This is a genomic window from Kitasatospora sp. NPDC048239, from assembly GCF_043202015.1.
GTDB lineage: Bacteria > Actinomycetota > Actinomycetes > Streptomycetales > Streptomycetaceae > Kitasatospora.
The window spans coordinates 70,073-89,795 of the sequence record NZ_JBICZP010000012.1 but is presented as its reverse complement, the minus strand read 5'-3'; the positions used below and the strand labels follow the sequence as shown (position 1 = coordinate 89,795).

13 protein-coding genes are annotated in these 19,723 nt (G+C 71.8%); 9 read left to right on the top strand and 4 right to left on the bottom strand.

Annotated features, from left to right (window positions below; translation table 11 throughout):
- Positions 1–4: 4 nt before the first annotated feature.
- From ACGFZP_RS27935 to ACGFZP_RS27920, 4 genes are all read left to right on the top strand, one after another.
- Complete coding sequence (locus ACGFZP_RS27935; protein WP_392938303.1) at positions 5–943, top strand: carbohydrate ABC transporter permease; 939 nt, start codon at positions 5–7, stop codon at positions 941–943.
- Positions 943–1,761 carry a carbohydrate ABC transporter permease gene (locus tag ACGFZP_RS27930; RefSeq protein WP_392938301.1) on the top strand — a complete coding sequence of 273 codons (819 nt, stop codon included), beginning with the start codon at positions 943–945 and terminating at the stop codon, positions 1,759–1,761. Before ACGFZP_RS27935 ends, ACGFZP_RS27930 begins: the two co-directional genes overlap by 1 nt.
- Positions 1,758–4,130, top strand: a complete 2,373-nt coding sequence (locus ACGFZP_RS27925; RefSeq protein WP_392938299.1) for a glycoside hydrolase family 3 N-terminal domain-containing protein — start codon at positions 1,758–1,760, stop codon at positions 4,128–4,130. The genes ACGFZP_RS27930 and ACGFZP_RS27925 overlap by 4 nt, the downstream gene beginning before the upstream one ends.
- A gap of 61 nt (positions 4,131–4,191) precedes the next feature.
- Positions 4,192–5,580, top strand: a complete 1,389-nt coding sequence (locus tag ACGFZP_RS27920) for a PHB depolymerase family esterase (protein WP_392938296.1) — start codon at positions 4,192–4,194, stop codon at positions 5,578–5,580.
- A gap of 108 nt (positions 5,581–5,688) precedes the next feature.
- Here ACGFZP_RS27920 and ACGFZP_RS27915 read toward each other — a convergent pair whose 3' ends face one another.
- Positions 5,689–7,854, bottom strand: a complete 2,166-nt coding sequence (locus tag ACGFZP_RS27915; protein ID WP_392938295.1) for a glycoside hydrolase family 9 protein — start codon at positions 7,852–7,854, stop codon at positions 5,689–5,691.
- A 631-nt stretch (positions 7,855–8,485) separates the two neighbouring features.
- On the opposite strand from ACGFZP_RS27915, the gene ACGFZP_RS27910 reads away from it, so the two are divergent.
- From ACGFZP_RS27910 to yjfF, 4 genes are all read left to right on the top strand, one after another.
- A complete protein-coding gene (locus ACGFZP_RS27910; protein WP_392938292.1) occupies positions 8,486–9,469 on the top strand; it encodes an ABC transporter substrate-binding protein in 984 nt (327 codons plus the stop codon).
- A gap of 98 nt (positions 9,470–9,567) precedes the next feature.
- Positions 9,568–11,091 (top strand): sugar ABC transporter ATP-binding protein, encoded by a 1,524-nt coding sequence (locus ACGFZP_RS27905; RefSeq protein WP_392938290.1) that lies wholly within the window; start codon positions 9,568–9,570, stop codon positions 11,089–11,091.
- Entirely contained in the window at positions 11,088–12,179 is a 1,092-nt protein-coding gene (locus tag ACGFZP_RS27900) for an ABC transporter permease (protein WP_392938288.1), read from the top strand. Before ACGFZP_RS27905 ends, ACGFZP_RS27900 begins: the two co-directional genes overlap by 4 nt.
- Entirely contained in the window at positions 12,176–13,147 is a 972-nt protein-coding gene (gene yjfF / locus ACGFZP_RS27895) for a galactofuranose ABC transporter, permease protein YjfF (protein WP_392938286.1), read from the top strand. Before ACGFZP_RS27900 ends, yjfF begins: the two co-directional genes overlap by 4 nt.
- Before the next feature lie 93 nt (positions 13,148–13,240).
- Here the strand turns inward: yjfF and ACGFZP_RS27890 are convergent, their stop codons facing one another.
- Positions 13,241–14,245 carry a LacI family DNA-binding transcriptional regulator gene (locus ACGFZP_RS27890; RefSeq protein WP_392938284.1) on the bottom strand — a complete coding sequence of 335 codons (1,005 nt, stop codon included), beginning with the start codon at positions 14,243–14,245 and terminating at the stop codon, positions 13,241–13,243.
- Between the two features lie 366 nt (positions 14,246–14,611).
- On the opposite strand from ACGFZP_RS27890, the gene ACGFZP_RS27885 reads away from it, so the two are divergent.
- Positions 14,612–17,596 (top strand): glycoside hydrolase family 48 protein, encoded by a 2,985-nt coding sequence (locus ACGFZP_RS27885; RefSeq protein ID WP_392938281.1) that lies wholly within the window; start codon positions 14,612–14,614, stop codon positions 17,594–17,596.
- Between the two features lie 97 nt (positions 17,597–17,693).
- Here the strand turns inward: ACGFZP_RS27885 and ACGFZP_RS27880 are convergent, their stop codons facing one another.
- Together ACGFZP_RS27880 and ACGFZP_RS27875 are read right to left on the bottom strand one after the other, a co-directional pair.
- Complete coding sequence (locus ACGFZP_RS27880) at positions 17,694–18,608, bottom strand: carbohydrate ABC transporter permease (RefSeq protein WP_392938280.1); 915 nt, start codon at positions 18,606–18,608, stop codon at positions 17,694–17,696.
- A gap of 17 nt (positions 18,609–18,625) precedes the next feature.
- The gene (locus ACGFZP_RS27875) at positions 18,626–19,627 is read right to left on the bottom strand and encodes a carbohydrate ABC transporter permease (protein WP_392938277.1); all 1,002 of its coding nucleotides are present in this window, start codon (positions 19,625–19,627) and stop codon (positions 18,626–18,628) included.
- Positions 19,628–19,723 lie beyond the last annotated feature (96 nt).

Genomic DNA, 19,723 nt, shown 5'->3' with positions numbered 1-19,723 from the left:
TGCCATGAGTGCTTCCTCCTTGGCGTCCGGGTACGGTCGGCGCCTGCGGGCGCGGCCTCGACGGACCGGCGCCGGGGCGACCCGCCCGGGCCTCGCCTGGGCGCTGCCCGCGACCGTGTTCTTCCTGATGTTCGCGCTTCTGCCGCTGGTCCTGGTGGCGGTGCTCTCCTTCACCAGCTGGAACGGCGTCGACGCCCCCCGGTTCAACGGCCTCGCCAACTGGACCAGGCTGCTGCACGACCCGGTGATGACGCAGAGCGTCGGCCTGACCCTGGTGCTGACCGTGGCCGGCGTGGTCGTGCAGACTCCGGTGAGCATCCTGCTGGGCGTGTGGGCGGCCGGTCGCCAACGCAACCGAGCCGTGCTGTCCGCGATCTTCTTCGTCCCGCTGCTGCTGTCCGCGACCGCGGTCTCGGTGGTCTGGCGCGCCATCCTCGACCCCAACTTCGGGGTGCCATCGCAGCTTGAACAGCTGTTCGGCGACGGCAATCTGATGGGTGATCAGAGCAGCGCCGTCGCGGTGCTCACCTTCGTCGGCATGTGGCAGTGGACGCCCATGCACGCACTCCTCTACCAGGGCGGCGCCCGGGCGATCCCGCAGGTGCTGTACCAGGCGGCGTCGATCGACGGTGCGGGCAAGGTGCGGCAGTTCCTCCACATCACCCTGCCGCAGCTGCGCAACACCATGATCACCTCGGTGATCCTGATGCTGGTCGGCGGCCTCACCACCTTCGACACCGTCCTCATCCTGACCCAGGGCGGCCCCGGCACCGACACCACCAACAGCGCCTACTACATGTACCAACAGGCCTTCAAGAGCTTCGACTTCGGCGCGGGATCGGCCATCGCCCTGGTCCTCGTGGTGGTCGCAAGCCTGGTCTCGATCGCCGTCGTGCGCCTGTCCGGGTACGACAGGATGCGCAGCACCACGGAGGGACTGTGATGCGACGGCGTCCCAACCACCTCGCCGGGCTGGGCTCGCTGATCTGGCTGGCACTGGTCGGATTCCCGCTGTACGTCCTGCTGATCGCGACGTTCCGGACCCGATCCGACTACTCCACGCAGGGACCGCTCGCCTTCCCCGCGCAGCTGACCCTGCAGAACTACGTCGACGACTTCTCCAACGGCTTCGGCCGGGACTTCCTCAACACGCTCCTCGTCACCGTGAGCGTGGTCGCGATCGTGCTGCTCGTGGTGCCCCCGCTCGCCTACGCGATCGTCCGGGCCCGGGGCAGGACCATCGGCACGGTCTTCCGGATCTTCCTGCTGGGGTTGGCGATTCCGGCGCAGGCCGTGATCGTGCCGATGTTCTACGTGATCAGCAAGGCCGGCCTCTACGACAACCTGCTCGGCATCATCCTGCCCACCGCGGCGTTCTGCCTGCCGGTGTGCACGCTGGTCCTCACCGGGGCCATGCGGGACATCGCCGGCGAGCTCTACGAGGCCATGGCCATGGACGGCGCCACCCCCTGGCGGGTGTTCTGGCAGTTGGTGCTGCCGCTGTCCAAGGGCGGCCTCTCGTCCGTCGTGGTCTTCGCCGCGCTGCAGGCGTGGAACGGCTTCCTGTTCCCCCTGATCCTCACCCAGTCGGAGAGCACCAAGGTCATCACCCTCGGCCTGTACGAGTTCCAGACCGAGCACGGCGTCGACGTGCCCGGTCTGCTCAGTGCCGTCGTGCTGTCGACGCTCCCCGTCTTCATCGTCTACCTGTTCGCCCGACGCGCCTTGGTCCAAGGCCTGATGGGCGTCGGAGGAAAGTGACCGCCAACATGAACCCGGCCGTCCCGTCCGCAGCCCCGACCACCCGCTGGCACGACCGCGCGCTCGGACCCGAGGAGCGCGCCGAGGCCCTGCTCGCCGAGATGACACTGACGGAGAAGCTGGCCCAGCTCGTCGGTGTCTGGGTCGGCGCCTCCGACGAGGGCGGCGAGGTCGCCCCGCACCAGCACGACATGGAGGATCCGCCCGTCCTCGACGACCTGCTCCCCTCCGGACTGGGCCAGTTGACCCGGCCCTTCGGCACGGTGCCGGTCGACCCGGCGCTGGGCGCGCTCTCACTGGCCCGCAGTCAGCAGCGCATCGCCGCCGCTAACCGGTTCGGCATCCCCGCCCTCGCGCACGAGGAGTGCCTGGCCGGATTCGCCGCCTGGGGGGCCACCGCCTACCCGGTGCCGCTCTCCTGGGGTGCCACCTTCGACCCGGACCTGATCCGGCGGATGGCCGCGGCCATCGGTCGCGACATGCGCGCGGTCGGTGTCCACCAGGGCCTCTCCCCGGTCCTCGACGTCGTCCGCGACGCCCGCTGGGGCCGGGTCGAGGAGACCATCGGCGAAGACCCGTACCTGGTCGGCACGGTGGCCACCGCCTACGTGCAGGGCCTGGAGTCGACGGGGATCGTCGCCACGCTCAAGCACTTCGCCGGGTACTCGGCCTCGCGCGCCGGACGCAACCTCGCCCCCGTGGGCATGGGTACCCGCGAGCGTGCCGACGTGATCCTGCCGCCCTTCGAGATGGCGGTGCGCGAGGGCCGGCCCCGTTCGGTCATGCACGCCTACACCGACACCGACGGCGTCCCCTCGGCCGCCGACGAGGCGCTGCTGACCGGGCTGCTGCGCGAGACGTGGGGCTTCGAGGGGACGGTGGTCGCCGACTACTTCGGCATCGCCTTCCTCAAGGTGCTGCACGGCGTGGCCGGAGACTGGGCCGAGGCCGCCGCCCTGGCCCTGGCCAGCGGCGTGGACGTGGAACTGCCCACCGTCAAGACCTTCGGTGAGCCGCTGCGGCGCGCCGTCGAGGACGGGACCGTGCCCGAGGCACTGGTCGACCGGGCGCTGCGGCGGGTGCTGGTGCAGAAGGCCCAACTCGGCCTGCTGGACCGGGACTGGGACGCCGTCCCGGCGGCGCTCGCCGGCCGGCCGCTCGACGACCCCGAGGAGCTGCGCGGCTCGGTCGACCTGGACCGCCCGGAGAACCGCGCCCTCGCCCGGGAGATCGCCGAGCAGGCCGTGGTGCTGCTGAGCAACGACGGCACCCTGCCGCTGCGCGGGCCCCGCCGGATCGCGCTGATCGGTCCCAACGCGGACACCCCGACCTCGGTGCTGGGCTGCTACGCCTTCCCGGTGCACGTCGGCGGCCAGCACCCCGGGATCCCGGTCGGCATCGAACTGCCCACGCTGTGGCAGGCGTTGACGGCCGAGTTTCCCGACAGCGAGATCCGGGCCGCGGCCGGGGCGAGCGTCGACGGGCCCGACACGTCCGGCTTCGCCGAGGCCGTCGAGGCGGCCCGGCAGGCCGATGTCGTGATCGTCGCCCTCGGGGACCGGGCCGGCCTGTTCGGGCGCGGCACCAGCGGCGAGGGCTGCGACATCGAGTCGCTCGAACTTCCAGGCGTGCAGCAGCAGTTGCTCGATGCTCTGCTGGACACCGGCAAGCCGGTCGTGCCGGTGCTGCTGGCCGGCCGCCCCTACGCGCTGGGACGCGCGGCGAGCGAGGCGGCGGCCCTGGTGCAGACCTTCTTCCCCGGCGAGGCCGGGACCGAGGCGATCGCCGCCGTGCTCAGTGGCCGGACCAACCCCGCGGGCAGGCTGCCGGTCAGCATCCCGGCCCGGCCGGCCGTGCAGCCCTCCACCTATCTCGCCGCCCGCCTGGCCGGGCCGAGCGAGGTGTCCAGCACCGACCCGACCCCCGCGTTCGGATTCGGGCACGGCATCGGCTACACCACGTTCGCCTGGACCGACCTGGAGGTGGATCGGGCCGCCGCCGCGACCGACGGCGAGCTCGGCCTCGCCTTCACCCTGCGCAACACCGGTGCGCGGAGCGGCAGCGAGACCGTCCAGCTCTACCTGCACGACCCCGTCGCCTCCGTCGTCCAGCCGGTCCTGCGGCTGATCGGCTACCGGCGGATCACCCTCGACGCGGGCGAGCGGACCCGGATCCGGGTCCGCGTCCCCGCCGACCTCGCGTCCTTCACCGGACGCGACGGCCGACGCATCGTCGAGCCGGGCGAGTTGGAGCTGCGGGTCGCCGCCTCCAGCACCGACGTCCGGCTCACCGCCACCGTCCGACTGGACGGCCCGGTCCGAGTCCTGGACCACACCCGGCGCCTGCACGCGGACTTCAGGTGCACCTGACCCGCCTCCGCGCCAGCCGGAACCTTCCTCGCACCCCTGGCAATCCCGACGGAGAGGTCCCATGTTCCGATCCCGCTCGTTACCGTCCCGTCTCCTGGGCATCGTCGCCGCGATCGGCCTCGCGGCCGGCCTGAGCCTGCAGGCCGCGCCCCGGGCCTCCGCCGCCCCGCAGGCCTCCGCCGCTCCCCGAGCCGTCGCCGCCTCGCTGACGCAGATCACGAACTTCGGCACCAACCCGACAGGTCTGCTGATGCACCTGTACGTGCCGGGCAACGCCAGGGCCAACCCGCCGATCCTGCTGGCCCTGCACGGGTGCCAGGGAACGGGGCCCTACCTGTACTCCAGCACCGACTTCGGGTCGCTGGCCGACCGGTACGGGTTCCTCGTCATCTACCCCTCGACGAACCCGAGCGGAAGCTGCTGGGACGTCTCCTCGGACCAGGCACTGACCCGCAACGGCGGCAGCGACCCGGTCGGGCTCATGTCGATGATCACCTACACGGAGCAGCACTACGGCGGCAACGCCAACGCCGTGTACGTGACCGGCGAGTCGTCGGGCGGGATGATGACGAACGTGATGCTGGCCGACTACCCCGATGTGTTCAAGGCGGGCGCGGCGTTCATGGGCGTGCCCTACCACTGCTTCCACACCGGCTCCGTACGGGGCTGGAACGCGGACTGCGCCCAGGGCAGGCTCTCCAGGAGCCCGCAGCAGTGGGGCGGACTGGTCCGCAACACGGGGTATCCCGGCTACACCGGTCCGCGTCCGCGGGTGCAGCTGTGGCACGGAACCGCCGACACGATCCTGAGCCACAACAACCTGGGTGAAGAGATCAAGCAGTGGACCGACGTCCTCGGCGTGAGTCAGAACCCGTCGGCCACGGACACCCCCACGGCCAACTGGAACCGTACGCGCTACGACAACAGTGCCGGCACCACCCAGGTCGAGGCGTACAGCATCGCCGGGGCCGGGCACCAACTGCCGGTCCAGGGCACCGCGATGGCCGCCGAGGCCATCCGCTTCATGGGCCTGGACGCGGGGCCCTCCGGCGGGGGTACGACCGGCGCGCTGCACGCGGTGGCCGCGGGCAAGTGCCTGACCGACGCGAGCAACGCGACGCTGGGCACCCAGCAGCAGATCTACACCTGCAACGGCGGCGCCAACCAGGCCTGGACCCGTACGGCGTCCAACCAGCTGACCGTGACCGTCGGCGGCAGCACCCTGTGCCTGGACGCCAACGCCAAGGGCACCACCGACGGCACCAAGGTGGTCGTCTGGTCCTGCAACGGCCAGGCCAACCAGCAGTGGCGGCTGAACGCGAACGGCACGATCACCGGGGTGCAGTCGGGGCTCTGCCTGGACGTGGCCGGCCTGGCCACCGCCGACGGCACGCCCGTTCAGCTGTGGAGCTGCAGCGGCGGCAGGAACCAGCAGTGGACGCTCGGATGACCGGATGACGCCGCCTGCGGGCCGGTCGCGGTGACCTGCTCCAGCCGTGGCGACGCCGTCTGCCCGCCCAGCCGTGACGGCGGGGCGGGCAGACGGCCGGGGCGGTGCTCAGGCGCAGTCGGCGCCGTTCAGGGTGAAGCGGGACGGTGTCGGGTTGGCGCCGGAGTACGTCGCCTGGAAGCCGAAGCTCGCGCTCGCGCCGGCCGCCAGGGTGCCGTTCCAACCGGAGTCCCGCGCGCTCACGGCGCTGCCGGACTGGGCGACCGCCGCGTTCCACCCGTTCGAGATCCGCTGGTCACCCGGGAAGCTCCAGCCGAGCGTCCAACCGGAGACGGTGGCGGTGCCGGTGTTCCGCACGGTCACCGTCGCGGTGAACCCGCCGCTCCAGGCGCTGTCGACCCGGTACGCCACGGCGCAGGACGCCGCGGGCGGCGTCGGCACCGTCCGCCGCTCGGCGGCGAACGCCGCGAGCCAGGCCAGCGAGGCGTTCCAGTTGATCGCCACCTCGTTGGTCGAGTACGAGCCGATGTCGTCGACGTAGCAGGCCGCCGGTGCGCAGCCCGTCAGCTGGGCCTTCGCCACCGGATCCTCCAGGGCGGAGTCCGGGCCGCCCGCGAAGGAACCGGCCGGCGGGTGCGGCAGCGCGGCGTCGTTCTGGTGCGCCCAGAACCGGTGGTGCTCGTTCTCCGAGGCCCGCTCGCCGTAGCCGCTCACGTAGGAGCGGTCCAGCGCGTTGCGTCCCAGCAGGTAGTCCATCGCCTCCAGCGCGCCGGTCCGGTAGCGCGGGGCACCGGTCAGCTCGTAGGCGACGGCCAGCACCATCGCGTTGTTGGCGACCGAGCTGTTGGACCCCCAGACGTAGCCGTCGGCAGGGATCGGCACCGCGTAGCCCTGTCCGGCCATGGTGGACAGGCTGCCGTCGGCGGCCGAGGTCAGCAGGCCGCGCAGACGCGTGACATCGTCGGCGGGAAGGGCCACACCGGGCACGGTGGCCAGGGTGATCCGGCCGAGCGTCGCGGTGCCGCCCCACCAGAACGCGTCGACCGGCCTGCTGTGGTGCGGGGAGGAGGTGACCGCGTCCCGGTACTGTGACTCGCCGGTGGTGGCGAGGAGTTCGGCCGCGGCCCAGTAGAACTCGTCGGAGACGTCGGCGTCCTCGTAGGCTCCGCCGCCGGTGTTGTCGGTCGCCGGGGCGAGGACGGCCGGGTTGGCCCTGGCCGCCGTCCAGGCGCGGCGGGCCGCGTCCAGGCAGCGGGCGGCGAAGGCGGCGTCGTACGGCGCGTACACCCGGGCGCACTGGGCCCCGGTGGCGGCCAGGTTGAGCGTGGCGGCGGTCGAGGGCTTGTGCAACTCGCGCGGCTGGTCGTCGAGCTCGGGTCGGGTCGGCAGGCCGGTCCACTGCGCGTCATGCAGCTTGTGGAAGGCCATCCCGGCCGTCGGCCGGCCGGCCGGGACCTGCATCCGCATCAGGAACTCCAGTTCCCAGCGGGCCTCGTCCAGCACGTCCGGTACTCCGTTGCCGCGCTCGGGAACGCGCAGCGTGGAGTCGCCGACCGCCGCGTCGCCGCCCGAACGGTGCGCCCGTTCGAAGGAGTTGACCAGCTCCCAGGTCGCGATTCCGCCGTTGACCACGTACTTGCCCTGGTCCCCGGCGTCGTACCAGCCGCCGCGGACGTCCGAGCGGTAGTCGCACACCCCGGTCTGGCACGGCACGCCGGTGTCGCCCTGGTTCGGCGCCACGCCCAGGTGGCCGGCGGGGCGGGCGTACGCGCTGCCGGCCAGGGCCGCGTCGATGGCGATGCCGCTGCGCTGCTGGTAGAAGAACGACATGCTGTCGGCGCGCAGCCCGTCGTACAGCGACGCCGAGACGTCGAACGGGTGGCTCGCCCGGCCGTCCACGACCAGGGTGAGACCGGTGCCGGTGCCGGTGTACGCGCCGAAGTCCACCAGGTGTGTGGACTGGCCGGACGCCTGGTCGGCGCCGTGCACGGCGGTTGTGCCGGCGGCGACCTGCGCGCCGGAGGCGTCGCGCAGCTGCCAGGCGAGCGGGGCGGTCGCGGAGCTGACCACGGTGGCCCGCTTGGGACCGTCCGGCAGGTAGCCGAGCTGGTTCACCCGGACGGGGAAGTCGGCGGCCGTGGTGGCCGTGGGCGCTGCGGCGGCGGTGGCCGGGGCGAACGCGGTGGCGGTCAGCGCGCCGGCGGCCAGGGCGAGGCCGGTCAGAACGGCGGCCGCGCGGCGGGGCGGCCTGCGGTCGGAGAGGGCGGGAGGCATGGGTGGGGCCTTCCTTCGGGGGATACGGAGTGGGCGATGCAGGGCGTGGGAGCCGGGAAACGGGTAGCCCGGAAACGGGGGCCCGCAAACGGGTGGCCCGGAAACGGGAGCCAGGAAGCGCGGGAGCCCGGAAATGTGGTAGCCCGGAAATGTGGGAGCGCTCCCATCGCCCCAATGAAGCCAGCCGTGCGCGCGGCTCGTCAAGGTGTGGTGAACGACGGAGAGCTGACGCACCATCAGATCGCGCACAGGCCGCCGGGGTCCGGATGGCGGCGTCGGCTGCAAGGCGCGGGCATGGGGGTGGGGCTGCCGGGGCCTCGGTGGCGACCTCCCGCCCTGGGGTGATCTTCGATTCATCGTGGCCGAAACCGGTGTTGACGGATGTTCAGGTGGGGATGCGGAGCACTGCCGAGGCTGGTCAAGATTGGATAACGGGCTGCAGTGGAGCTTGTCGCGGCCGATGTGAGCGCTAACAATCGAGCGAACGGCGCCGCCCTGTCGCGTTCACGCGGACGAGACGGTGTGCTTCCCGCGGGCGCGCCCCGTCCTGGTCGTCCCGCCCCCCTGAGCCCGTGAACGCCGGCCGGTTTCGCCGTCCGTGCGATCGACGATCCCGAGAGGAAGTCCCCACATGTCCAAGAGAGCTGCGGCGGCCCTGGTGGCCGGTGCGATGGTCGGTGTCCTCGCTGCCTGTGGTTCCGGCGGAGGCGGGGGTCCTGCCGGCAAGGGCTCCGGTCACAAGCTCGTCGTGGGCTTCTCGCAGGTCGGCGCGGAGAGCGGGTGGCGCACCGCCAACACCAAGTCGATCCAGGAGTCGGCGAAGAAGGCCGGGATCGAGCTGAAGTTCTCCGACGCGCAGCAGAAGCAGGAGAACCAGATCAAGGCGATCCGCTCGTTCATCCAGCAGAAGGTCGACGTGATCGCCTTCTCCCCGGTGGTGGAGTCGGGTTGGGACACCGTCCTGAAGGAGGCGAAGGACGCGCACATCCCGGTCGTTCTGACCGACCGCGCGGTGGACTCCAAGGACGAGTCGCTCTACGCCTCCTTCCTCGGCTCGGACTTCGTCGAGGAGGGCAAGGAGGCCGGGGACTGGCTGGTCAAGGAGTACGCGGCCGGCGGTGGTGACGTGAACATCGTGCAGCTGGAGGGCACCACCGGCTCGGCGCCGGCCAACGACCGCAAGTCCGGCTTCGCGGACGCCATCAAGGTGCAGCCCAGGTTCAAGGTCGTCGCCTCGCAGACCGGTGACTTCACCCGTGCCAAGGGCAAGGAGGTCATGCAGGCCTTCCTGAAGTCCCAGTCGAAGATCGACGTGCTCTACGCGCACAACGACGACATGGCGCTCGGTGCGATCCAGGCGATCGAGGAGGCCGGCAGGAAGCCGGGCACCGACATCAAGATCGTGTCCGTGGACGGCGTCAAGGACGCGTTCACCGCGATGAGCCAGGGCAAGATCAACTTTGACGTCGAGTGCAACCCGCTCCTCGGCGACCAGCTGATGGACCTGGTGAAGAAGGTCAAGGCGGGTGAGCAGGTGCCCCGGCGGATCAAGACCGAGGAGGGAACCTTCACCCCCGAGCAGGCCGCGGCGGCCCTCCCGAACCGCCAGTACTGACCGACCCCGGCCGGGCGCGGGCCGCTCCCGCGGTGCGGCCCGCCCGGACCGGACCGCGCGGGCGGTACGCGCCCGGGAGACACGAGAGGAGAACCGGGGTGCGGCAGCAACCGGTCCTGGAAGTCCGGGGGATCCGCAAGGAGTTCCCCGGCGTGGTGGCGCTGGACGGGGTCGACTTCCGGCTCTTCCCCGGCGAGGTGCACGCCCTGATGGGGGAGAACGGCGCCGGCAAGTCCACGCTGATCAAGGTCCTCACCGGAGTGCACCCGGTCGACGGCGGCGAGGTGCTGCTGGCCGGTCGGCGGGTGCGGATCACCGGACCGGCACAGGCCCGGCGGTCCGGTATCAGCACGGTCTACCAGGAGGTGAACCTCTGCCCGAACCTGTCGGTCGCGGAGAACGTCCTCATCGGTCGGGAGCCCCGCCGGTTCGGGCTGGTCGACTGGGCCGCGATGCGCCGCCGGGCCGCCGAGCTGGTCCGCGAACTGGACCTGGACATCGACGTCAGCGCGCCGCTGAACAGCTACTCCATCGCCGTCCAGCAGCTCGTGGCCATCGTGCGCGCGGTCGACGTCTCCGCCAAGGTGCTGATCCTGGACGAACCCACCTCCAGCCTGGACCGCGACGAGGTGAAGCAACTCTTCACCGTGATACGTCGGTTGCGTGACCAGGGGGTCGCCATCCTGTTCGTCTCGCACTTCCTCGACCAGGTCTACGAGATCTGCGACCGGATGACCGTGCTGCGCAACGGAAGACTTGAAGGCGAGTACCTGACCAGCGAGCTGGACCAGACCCGACTGGTCTCCCGGATGATCGGCGCCGAGCTCGCCGGACTCGACCGGCTCGGTGGCGGCAAGCGGCGCGAACGCTCCGCACCGGTTACCGGAGCGGTGTTCCTGCACGCCGAAGGGCTGGCCCGGCGGGGCGCCGTCGAACCGTACGACCTGGCCGTCCGGTCGGGCGAGGTGATCGGACTGGCCGGGCTGCTGGGCTCCGGACGGACCGAGGCCGCCCGGCTGCTGTTCGGCGCCGACCGGAGCGACGGCGGCACGCTGCGGATCGAGGGCGCCGAGACCGCACTGCGCGGCCCGCGCGACGCGATCGCCCACGGCATCGCGTTCTGCTCGGAGAACCGCAAGACCGAGGGCCTGGTCGGCGAACTGACCGTCCGGGAGAACATCGTGCTGGCGCTGCAGGCGGCCCGGGGCTGGGCGCGCCCGCTGTCCCGCACCGCACAGGACGAGCTGGCGCTGCGCTGGATCCGCGCCCTGGACATCCGCCCCGGCAACCCCGAGGCGCTGGTGCGCAACCTCAGCGGCGGCAACCAGCAGAAGGTGCTGCTCGCCCGCTGGCTGATCACCGACCCCAGACTGCTGATCCTGGACGAGCCGACCCGCGGCATCGACATCGGGGCGAAGGCCGAGATCCAGAAGCTGGTGGCGAACCTCGCCGAGGACGGCATGGCGGTGCTCTTCATCTCCGCCGAACTGGAGGAGGTGCTGCGGCTCAGCCACCGGGTCGGCGTGCTGCGCGACCGCCGAATGGTCGCCCAGCTGGACAACGACGGCGAGCTCACCCCGGAGCGCGTCATGGCCGCCATCGCGAGCGGAGCGGAGCAATGAGCACGGCAACGGCGGCGAGCCCGGTGAGGGGCGTGAGGGCGGTGACCCGGTACCGGCTGTTCTGGCCGGCCGCGGTGCTGGCCGTGCTCCTGGCCGCCAACCTCGCCTTCACCCCAGACTTCTTCGCCGTCCACCTGCGGGGCGGCCACCTCTACGGCTCCCTGGTCGACATCCTGCACTTCGGCGCCCCGCTGATCCTGGTCTCCCTGGGCATGACCCTGGTGATCGCCACCGGGGGCATCGACCTGTCGGTCGGCTCGACCGTCGCGATCTCCGGCGCCCTGGCCTGTCTGCACATCAGCCGGTCCGCCGACCCGGGCGGCGTCGCCACCGTGCTGACCGCCGTCGGCTACGCCCTCGGCACCGCTCTGGTGCTCGGCCTCGTCAACGGGGTCCTGGTGGCCAAGGCCGGCGTCCAGCCGATCATCGCCACCCTGATCCTGATGGTCGCCGGGCGCGGCGTGGCCCAGCTGATCACCGACGGCCAGATCATCACCGTCACCAGCGAGCCCTACAAGCTGATCGGTGGCGGCTACTGGCTGACCGTGCCGTTCGCGATCCTGCTCAGCGGCCTGATGGCAGTGCTCACCGCGCTGCTCACCCGCTCCACCGCGCTCGGTCTGCTGCTGGAGTCGGTCGGCGGCAACCCGGTGGCCAGCCGACTGGTCGGCATCCGGGCGGAGCGCCTGGTCGGCCTGGTGTACGTGTTCAGCGCACTGTGCGCGGCGGTCGCCGGACTGATGGTCTCCTCCAACGTCTCGGCGGCGGACGGAAACAACGCCGGCCTGTGGATCGAGCTCGACGCCATCCTCGCGGTGGTGCTCGGCGGGACCTCGCTCAACGGCGGCCGGTTCTCGATCGGCGGCACCGTCCTGGGCGCGCTGATCATCCAGACCCTCTCCACCACCGTGTACACCGTCGGAATCCCACCGGAGACCACCCTGGTCTTCAAGGCGTTCGTAGTGATCACGGTGTGCCTGATCCAGTCGCCCGCCTTCCGGGCCAAGCTCGCCGGCCGCGGCGCCCGGGCCCGGCACGCCGCCCGGTCGCGGACCGCGGCCCCTACCGACCGGGAGCCCGGCGAATGAACGCGAACGCTCTGTTGACCCGCCTGCGCGGGCAGGTCCCGCTGCTGGTCACCGCGGTCCTGCTGGTGTCGATGTTCGGCGTCGGCTCGGCGCGCTACGACGGCTTCCTCTCCGGCCAGGTCGTGCTCAACCTGCTGATCGACAACGCCTTCCTGCTGGTCGTCGCGGTCGGGATGACCTTCGTCGTGCTGACCGGCGGCATCGACCTGTCGGTCGGCGCGGTGGTCGCGCTGTCCACCGTGGTCTCCGCCCGGCTGGTCGAACAGCACGGCTGGCCGCCGGTGCTGGTGATCCCGCTGGTGCTGCTGATGGGCACCGCCGGCGGCTGGCTGATGGGCTGGGTCATCCACGTCTTCGAGATCCAGCCGTTCATCGTCACCCTGGCCGGCATGTTCCTGGCCCGGGGCCTGTGCTACACGATCAGCATCGATTCGATCTCCATCACCGACCCCCAGTACACCGCCATGGCGCAGACCCGGATCCCGCTCGGCAGCGTGTTCGTCTCGCCGAGCGCGGTGATCGCCCTGCTGGTGGTCGCCGTCGGGTTCGTGGTCCTCCACTTCACCCGGCTCGGCCGCAACGTGTACGCGCTCGGCGGCAGCGAGCAGTCCGCGCTGCTGATGGGCCTGCCGGTCCAGCGCACCAAGACCACCGTGTACGCGATCAGCGGCTTCTGCTCCGCGCTCGGCGGCGTCCTGCTCACCTTCTACATGCTCTCCGGCTACGGCCTGCACGCGGTCGGCCTGGAGCTCGACGCGATCGCCGCGGTCGTCATCGGCGGCACCCTGCTCACCGGCGGATCCGGCTACCTGCTCGGCACCGTGCTCGGCGTGCTGGTGCTCGGGCTGATCCAGACCGTGATCAGCTTCCAGGGCACCCTCAGCTCCTGGTGGACCCGGATCGTCATCGGCGGCCTGCTGTTCGTCTTCATCGTCCTGCAGCGCCTGGTCACCGCCCGCCGGCGCTGACCGCCCGCCGTCTCCGGGACAGAGAGGTGCACCGCGCTCTTCCGGCTCGGCATCGCCGCCCTCGGGTGTGGCGGCCCCGGGGGCGCGGCCCGTTCAGCCCGACGCCCGGACGACCAGCCGGGTGGGCAGCACCACCGATTCGCCGCAGGCCGGGTGGTGCAGCAGCAGATCCATGGCACGGGAGCCGAGTTCCTCCACCGGCTGGCGGACGGTGGTCAGCCCCGGCCGGCACCGCGCCGCGAGGGGGGAGTCGTCGAAGCCGACCAGCGCGACGTCCTCGGGGACCCGCAACCCCTGCCGCCGCAGGGTCCTGAGGGCTCCCGCGGCCATCTGGTCGGAGGCGGCGAACACCGCGTCGACGTCCGGGCGCTGGTCCAGCAGCCGCTGCATCGCGTGCTCACCGGAGACGCAGCTGAAGTCGCCGTACGCCACGGCCGGCCGGGCCGCGGCCATCGCGGCAACCGTCTGGCGGTAGCCGGCCAGCCGGTCCGCGCCGGCGGCGGTGTCCGGCGGCCCGGCGATGGTGGCCACCGAACGGCGCCCGGACGCGCACAGCCGTCGCACCGCGTCCCTGGCCCCGGCGAGGTTGTCGGCGTCGACGAAAGCCACCGTGCCCGGCTCCGGCGGCCGGCCCAGCGACACCACGGGCACCCTGGCCGCGTGCAGCAGCCGGGCGAGCGCGGTGTCCCCCCAGGGGCCGACCAGCAGCACACCGTCGACGTGGCCGCCGCACAGGTAGCGCACCAGCTGCGTCCGCCGGGAGCGCCTGGGCACCGTGAAGACGGCCAACTCCCGCTCCGCGCCCGGCAGGGAGCGCCGCAGCCCGGCCAGCAGCCGTACCGGGAAGGCGTCCGCGTGGTAGTGCAGCGGATCGGCGAAGACCACGACGGCCACCACGCCGGTCTCCCGGGTGCTGGGCGCCCGGAGGCGGACGTACGCCAACTCGCGCACCGCCCGTTCCACCCGGGCCGTCACCTCGGTGGAGACCGGGGCCGAACGGTTGATGACCCGGGAGGCGGTCGCCGTGGAGACACCGGCGCGACGGGCGACCTCGGACAGCGTCGGAGCGGCATCGTTGCTGCGCATGGGCTGGGGCATGGGGCCGTCCTGGATCGGTCCTCGACAGGGAACTCCACCCTCGGACCCGTCACCCGCACCGGGCCGCCACCCCTGTCAGCTTGGCCGGACGGACGATCAGCGTCAAGGGACCCGGCACTCCCGCATGGGAGCGCTCCCGCAGCCCGCGGTAACTTACACGCCGCCGAGCCGGGCGGCCGCTGCCGCCGGGACGCGGCTCCGCGCTGGTCGCCGCCGTTGTCCGGCCCCGGCACGCCCGCCGGTCGGCCCCGTCGGCCCCGGCGGGCGCTTCCCAAGCCGGGCGCATCGGCCCACGATCGCACGCAGCACCTCCGTCCGCCGCGCATCCCCACCCGCGGCGGTACCCCACCCATCTGGAGGACGCGCATGCGACGCGAAACCCTGCGTGCCAGGGGCAACCCGCTCACCCTCACCGCGACGGCCACCGCTCTCGCCCTGGTCGGCGCGGCGGGCGGCGCCGTCACGGCGCCCACCGCGGCGGCCGCCGCCGGGCTGTCCTGCGGCGTGACCTACGCCGTCAACGACTGGGGCGGCGGCTTCACCGCCAACGTCACCATCACCGACACCGGCACCACCGCCATCGACGGCTGGACCCTCGGCTACGCCTACACCGGCAACCAGACCCTCCAGAACGGCTGGAACGGCACCTGGACCCAGAGCGGACGGACCGTCACCGTCACCAACCCCGGCTACGCCACCACCATCGACCCCGGCGCCGGCTACACCACCAGCGCCAACTTCTCCTACAGCGGCGCCAACACCGCCCCCACCGGTTTCACCGTCAACGGCACCCCCTGCCGCGGCGCCAACCGGCCCCCGACCGTCTCGCTCACCTCCCCGGCCGCCGGGCAGACCTTCACCCCGGGCTCCACCGTGAAGACGGCCGCCGACGCGGCCGACGTCGACGGCGCCGTCTCGAAGGTCGACTTCTACGCCTCGACCTCGGCCGCCGCCAACACCCTGATCGGCACCGACACCACCGCCCCGTACACCGTCGACTGGGCGAACGCGGCGGCGGGCGACTACTCGGTCACCGCCGTTGCCACCGACGACACCGGCGCCACCACGACCTCCAGCCCGGTCGCGATCAAGGTGGCCGGGCCGAGCGTCCTGGTCAGCCCGGCCTCGCTCGCCGTCCAGCAGGGGAACACCGGCACCTTCACCGTCGCGCTCTCCCAGGCGCCGACCGCCGACACCGCGGTCACGGTGGCCCGTTCGGGCGGCGACCCGGACCTGAGCGTCAAGTCCGGGGCAGGCCTCACCTTCACCCCCGGCAACTGGAACGTCCCGCAGACCGTCACCATCGCGGCCGGCACCGATGCCGGGCAGGTCGGCGGGACCGCCACCTTCACCGCCTCCGCGGCCGGCTTCGGCACCGGCACCGTCACGGTGACCGAGGCGGCGAAGACCTCGGGCTACGACCAGTACTTCCTGGACCTCTACAGCAAGATCAAGAACCCGGCGAACGGGTACTTCAGCCCGCAGGGCATCCCGTACCACGCGGTGGAGACCCTGATCGTGGAGGCTCCGGACTACGGCCACGAGACCACCTCGGAGACCTACAGCTACTGGCTGTGGCTGGAGGCCGACTACGGTCGGGTCACCGGCGACTGGACGGGCTTCAACAACGCCTGGACCAACCTGGAGACCTACCTGATCCCCAGCCACGCCCAGCAGCCCGGGCAGAGCACCTACAACCCGGCCAAGCCCGGCCAGTACGGCCCCGAGAAGGCCCAACCAGACCAGTACCCGGCCAAGTTGAACGGCGGCGTGCCGGTCGGTACCGACCCGCTCTCCGCCGAGCTGGCCAAGGCCTACGGCAGCCCGGACATCTACGCCCCGGCCTGGCTGCTGGACGCCGACAACAAGTACGGCTTCGGGCAGTGCGAGGACGGCACCAGCAAGCCCAGCCTGATCAACACCTTCCAGCGCGGCCCGGAGGAGTCGGTCTGGGAGACGGTGCCGCAGCCCGACTGCGACCTGTTCACGTACGGCAGCAGCGGCTCCGGCTTCCTCAGCCTGTTCAACGACGGCGGCGGCTCCTACAGCAAGCAGTACAAGTACACCGACGCGCCCGACGCCGACGCCCGGCTGGTCCAGGCCGCCTACTGGGCGGAGCAGTTCGCGAAGTCGCAGGGCAGGAGCGCGGCCATCACCGCGACCCTGGCCAAGGCCGCCAAGCTCGGCGACTACCTGCGCTACTCGCTCTACGACAAGTACTTCAAGCAGGCGGGCAACTGCCTCGGCTCCACCGCCTGCCCTGGCGGCACCTCCAAGGCGAACGAGCAACTCGGCCTGCTGACCTGGTACTTCGCCTGGGGAGGGGCGGCCGACGGCGGCTGGTCGTGGCGGATCTCCGGCTCCGCCGCCCACCAGGGCTACCAGAACCCGATGGCCGCCTGGGTGCTCGCCAACGACCCCGGCCTGAAGCCGCTCTCGCCGAGCGCCGCCGCCGACTGGGCGGGCAGTCTGGACAAGCAGCTCCAGTTCTTCCAGTGGCTGCAGTCCACCGAGGGCGGCATCGCCGGCGGCGCCACCAACAGCTGGGGCGGGAACTACGGCGACGACGCGGCACCGCCGGCCGGTGACCCGACCTTCTACGGCCTCTACTACGACTGGCAGCCCGAGTACCACGACCCCGCCTCCAACCAGTGGTTCGGGTTCCAGACCTGGTCGATGGAGCGGTTCGCCGAGTACTACCACACCACCGGCGACCCCCGGGCGAAGGGCATTCTCGACAAGTGGATCCCGTGGGCGATGTCCGTCTCCCGGGCCGACCCGGCCACCGGCACCCTGACCACCCCCGACAAGCTCACCTGGACCGGCGCGCCCGACACCTGGAACGCCGCCAGCCCCGGAGGCAACGCGGGCCTGCACGTCACCGCGAGCGGCACCAGCACCGACGTCGGCGTGGCCGGATCGCTCGCCAAGACCCTCGCGTACTACGCGGCCAGGTCCGGTAGCAGCGGCGCCCAGAAGTTCGCCCAGAACATCCTGGACACCCTGCACGCCAAGTACGCCGACAGCCTGGGCTACTCGGCCGCCGAGACCCGCACCGACTACAGCCGCTTCACCCAGGCGTACTCGCCGACCACCCACCAGGGCCTGTACGTCCCGCCCGGCTGGACGGGAAGCTACCCGGACGGCACCCGGATCAGCTTGTCGAGCAACACCTTCCTGTCGATCCGCCCCTGGTACACCAAGGATCCGCAGTGGTCCAAGGTGCAGGCCTACCTCGACGGCGGCGCCGCGCCGACCTTCAACTACCACCGGTTCTGGGCCGAGGCGGACATCGCCACCGCCTTCGACACCTTCGCCCGGCTGTTCCCGACGGTGAACCCGGGCAGCTGAGCAGCCCACCGGCCCCGGCCCCGTGTGCGTGCGCGGGGCCGGGGCCGGACGTGCTCCGACGGGATGCGGTGACCACCGGGCCCCGCCCGGCGGTCGGTCAGCCCTTCAGCGCGCCCTGGGTGATGCCGCCGACGATCTGCCGGCCGAAGACGGTGAAGACCAGGAGCAGCGGCGCGGTGCCGATGAGCGCGCCGGCGGTGATGACGGACCAGTCGGTGGACCAGCCGGTGCCGAGCCCGGCGAGGGCGACCTGCACCGTGGGATTGGTGGCGCCGTTCATCGCGATGACGGGCCACAGGAAGTCGTTCCAGGACTGGACGAAGACGAGCATCCCCAGCACGGCCATGGCGGGCCGGGCGATCGGCAGGACGACGTGCCAGACGACGCGCAGCGAGTGCGCGCCGTCCACCCGGGCCGCCTCCAGCAGTTCGGTGGGCAGGGCCTGGGTGAGGTACTGGCGCATGAAGAAGACACCGAAGGCGGTCACCAGGGAGGGCAGGACCAGGGCGCCGAGATGGTTGCCGAGCCCCAGGTGCCGCATCAGGATGAACAGCGGCACGACGCTGACCTGGGCGGGCACGGCCATGGTGGCGACGACGAGGGCCATCAGCGCGCCGCGACCCCGGAAGCGCAGCTTGGCGAACGCGAAGCCGGCCAGGACGGAGAACGCCACCGTGCTGAGCGCGACGGTGCCGGCGACCAGGGTCGAGTTGAGCAGCGCGACGCCCATGCCGCGCGCCCCGGCGTTGTCCCACACGTAGCCGATGTTGTGGAACAGGTTCGGGCCGGGCACCAGCGGCGGGGGAGTGGAGACCACTCGGTGGCTGTCGGTCGACGCCGCCACGAGCGTCCAGTACAGCGGGAACAACGAGACTAGGGCGGCCAGGACCAGCGCCGCCAGGGCGAACGGCCCGGCCCGGTGCTGGCCGCCCGCGCCCGGGGAGCGCAGCCGGCTCCGGCGCCCGGGTCTCCGCCGCGCGGTGGTGGAGTCGGGTGCGGGGATGGTGGTCATGGAGTCGTCCTTCCCGGTCACTTGGCGGCGCGCAGACGGCGGGCGATCAGCGTGTTGGCCAGGCCGACCAGCAGGAGCAGGCCGAACATCAGCCAGGCGATGGCCGAGGCGCGGCCGAGCAGGCTGTAGTGGAAGCCCTGGTCGTACATGAGGATGCCGAGGGTCTCGTACTGGTGGTTGGTGCCGCCCTGGTGGCCGCTCTGCCCGCCGAACAGGTAGGGCTCGCCGAAGAGCTGGGTCGATCCGATGAACGAGACGACGACGGTGAACAGGATGGTGGGGCGCAGTTCGGGGATCGTGACGTGGCGGAACTGCTTCCAGCGGTTGGCCCCGTCGATCGCGGCGGCCTCGTACAGCTCGCGGGGGACGGCCTGCATCGCGGCGAGGTAGATCAGCGCGTTGTAGCCGGTCCAACGCCAGATGACGATCACGGAGACGGCGATCTGGGAGCTCCAGGCGCCGGACTCCCAGCGGATCGGTCCGGCGCCCACGAGGCCGAGCAGCCAGTTGGCCATGCCGCCCTCGGGGCTGAAGATCAGCGCGAAGACGAGGGTGGCGGCCGCCACCGATGTCGCGTACGGCGCGAGCAGCGCCGTGCGCAGGAAACCGCGGGCCGGGAGGCGGTAGTTGAGCAGGTGGGCGAGGCCGAGCGCGATCAGCAGCTGGGGGACGGTGGACAGCACACCGAGGCTGACCGTGTTGCGCAGGGCGCGCCAGAACAGCTCGCTCGCCGGCCCGATCAGCAGGTCACGGTAGTTCTGGAGACCGACCCAGTCGGTCTGGTCCACGTTGTAGAGGCTGACCTGGTGCAGGGACAGCCAGCCGGTGTAGAGGAGCGGGAAGAGCCCGAAGATCGCGAACACCAGGAAGAAGGGCGCGACGAACACGTAGGGCGAGCCGGTGTGGTCCCAGCGGCGCAGTCGGGTGCGCAGACTCGTCGGCGCTCCGCCGCGCCCCGGCGGACTCGTGGCGGGCGGGTCGGCCGGTTCTCTTGGGTTGGCGCGGGTCGAGGTGGCCACAGGTCCTCCGTACCGGGTTGACGGCCGGCTGGGGTCGTCGGTCGTTGTGGACGGGTTTCGGTCGGTCTCGGCTGTGCGCGGGCGGCGGCCGTACGG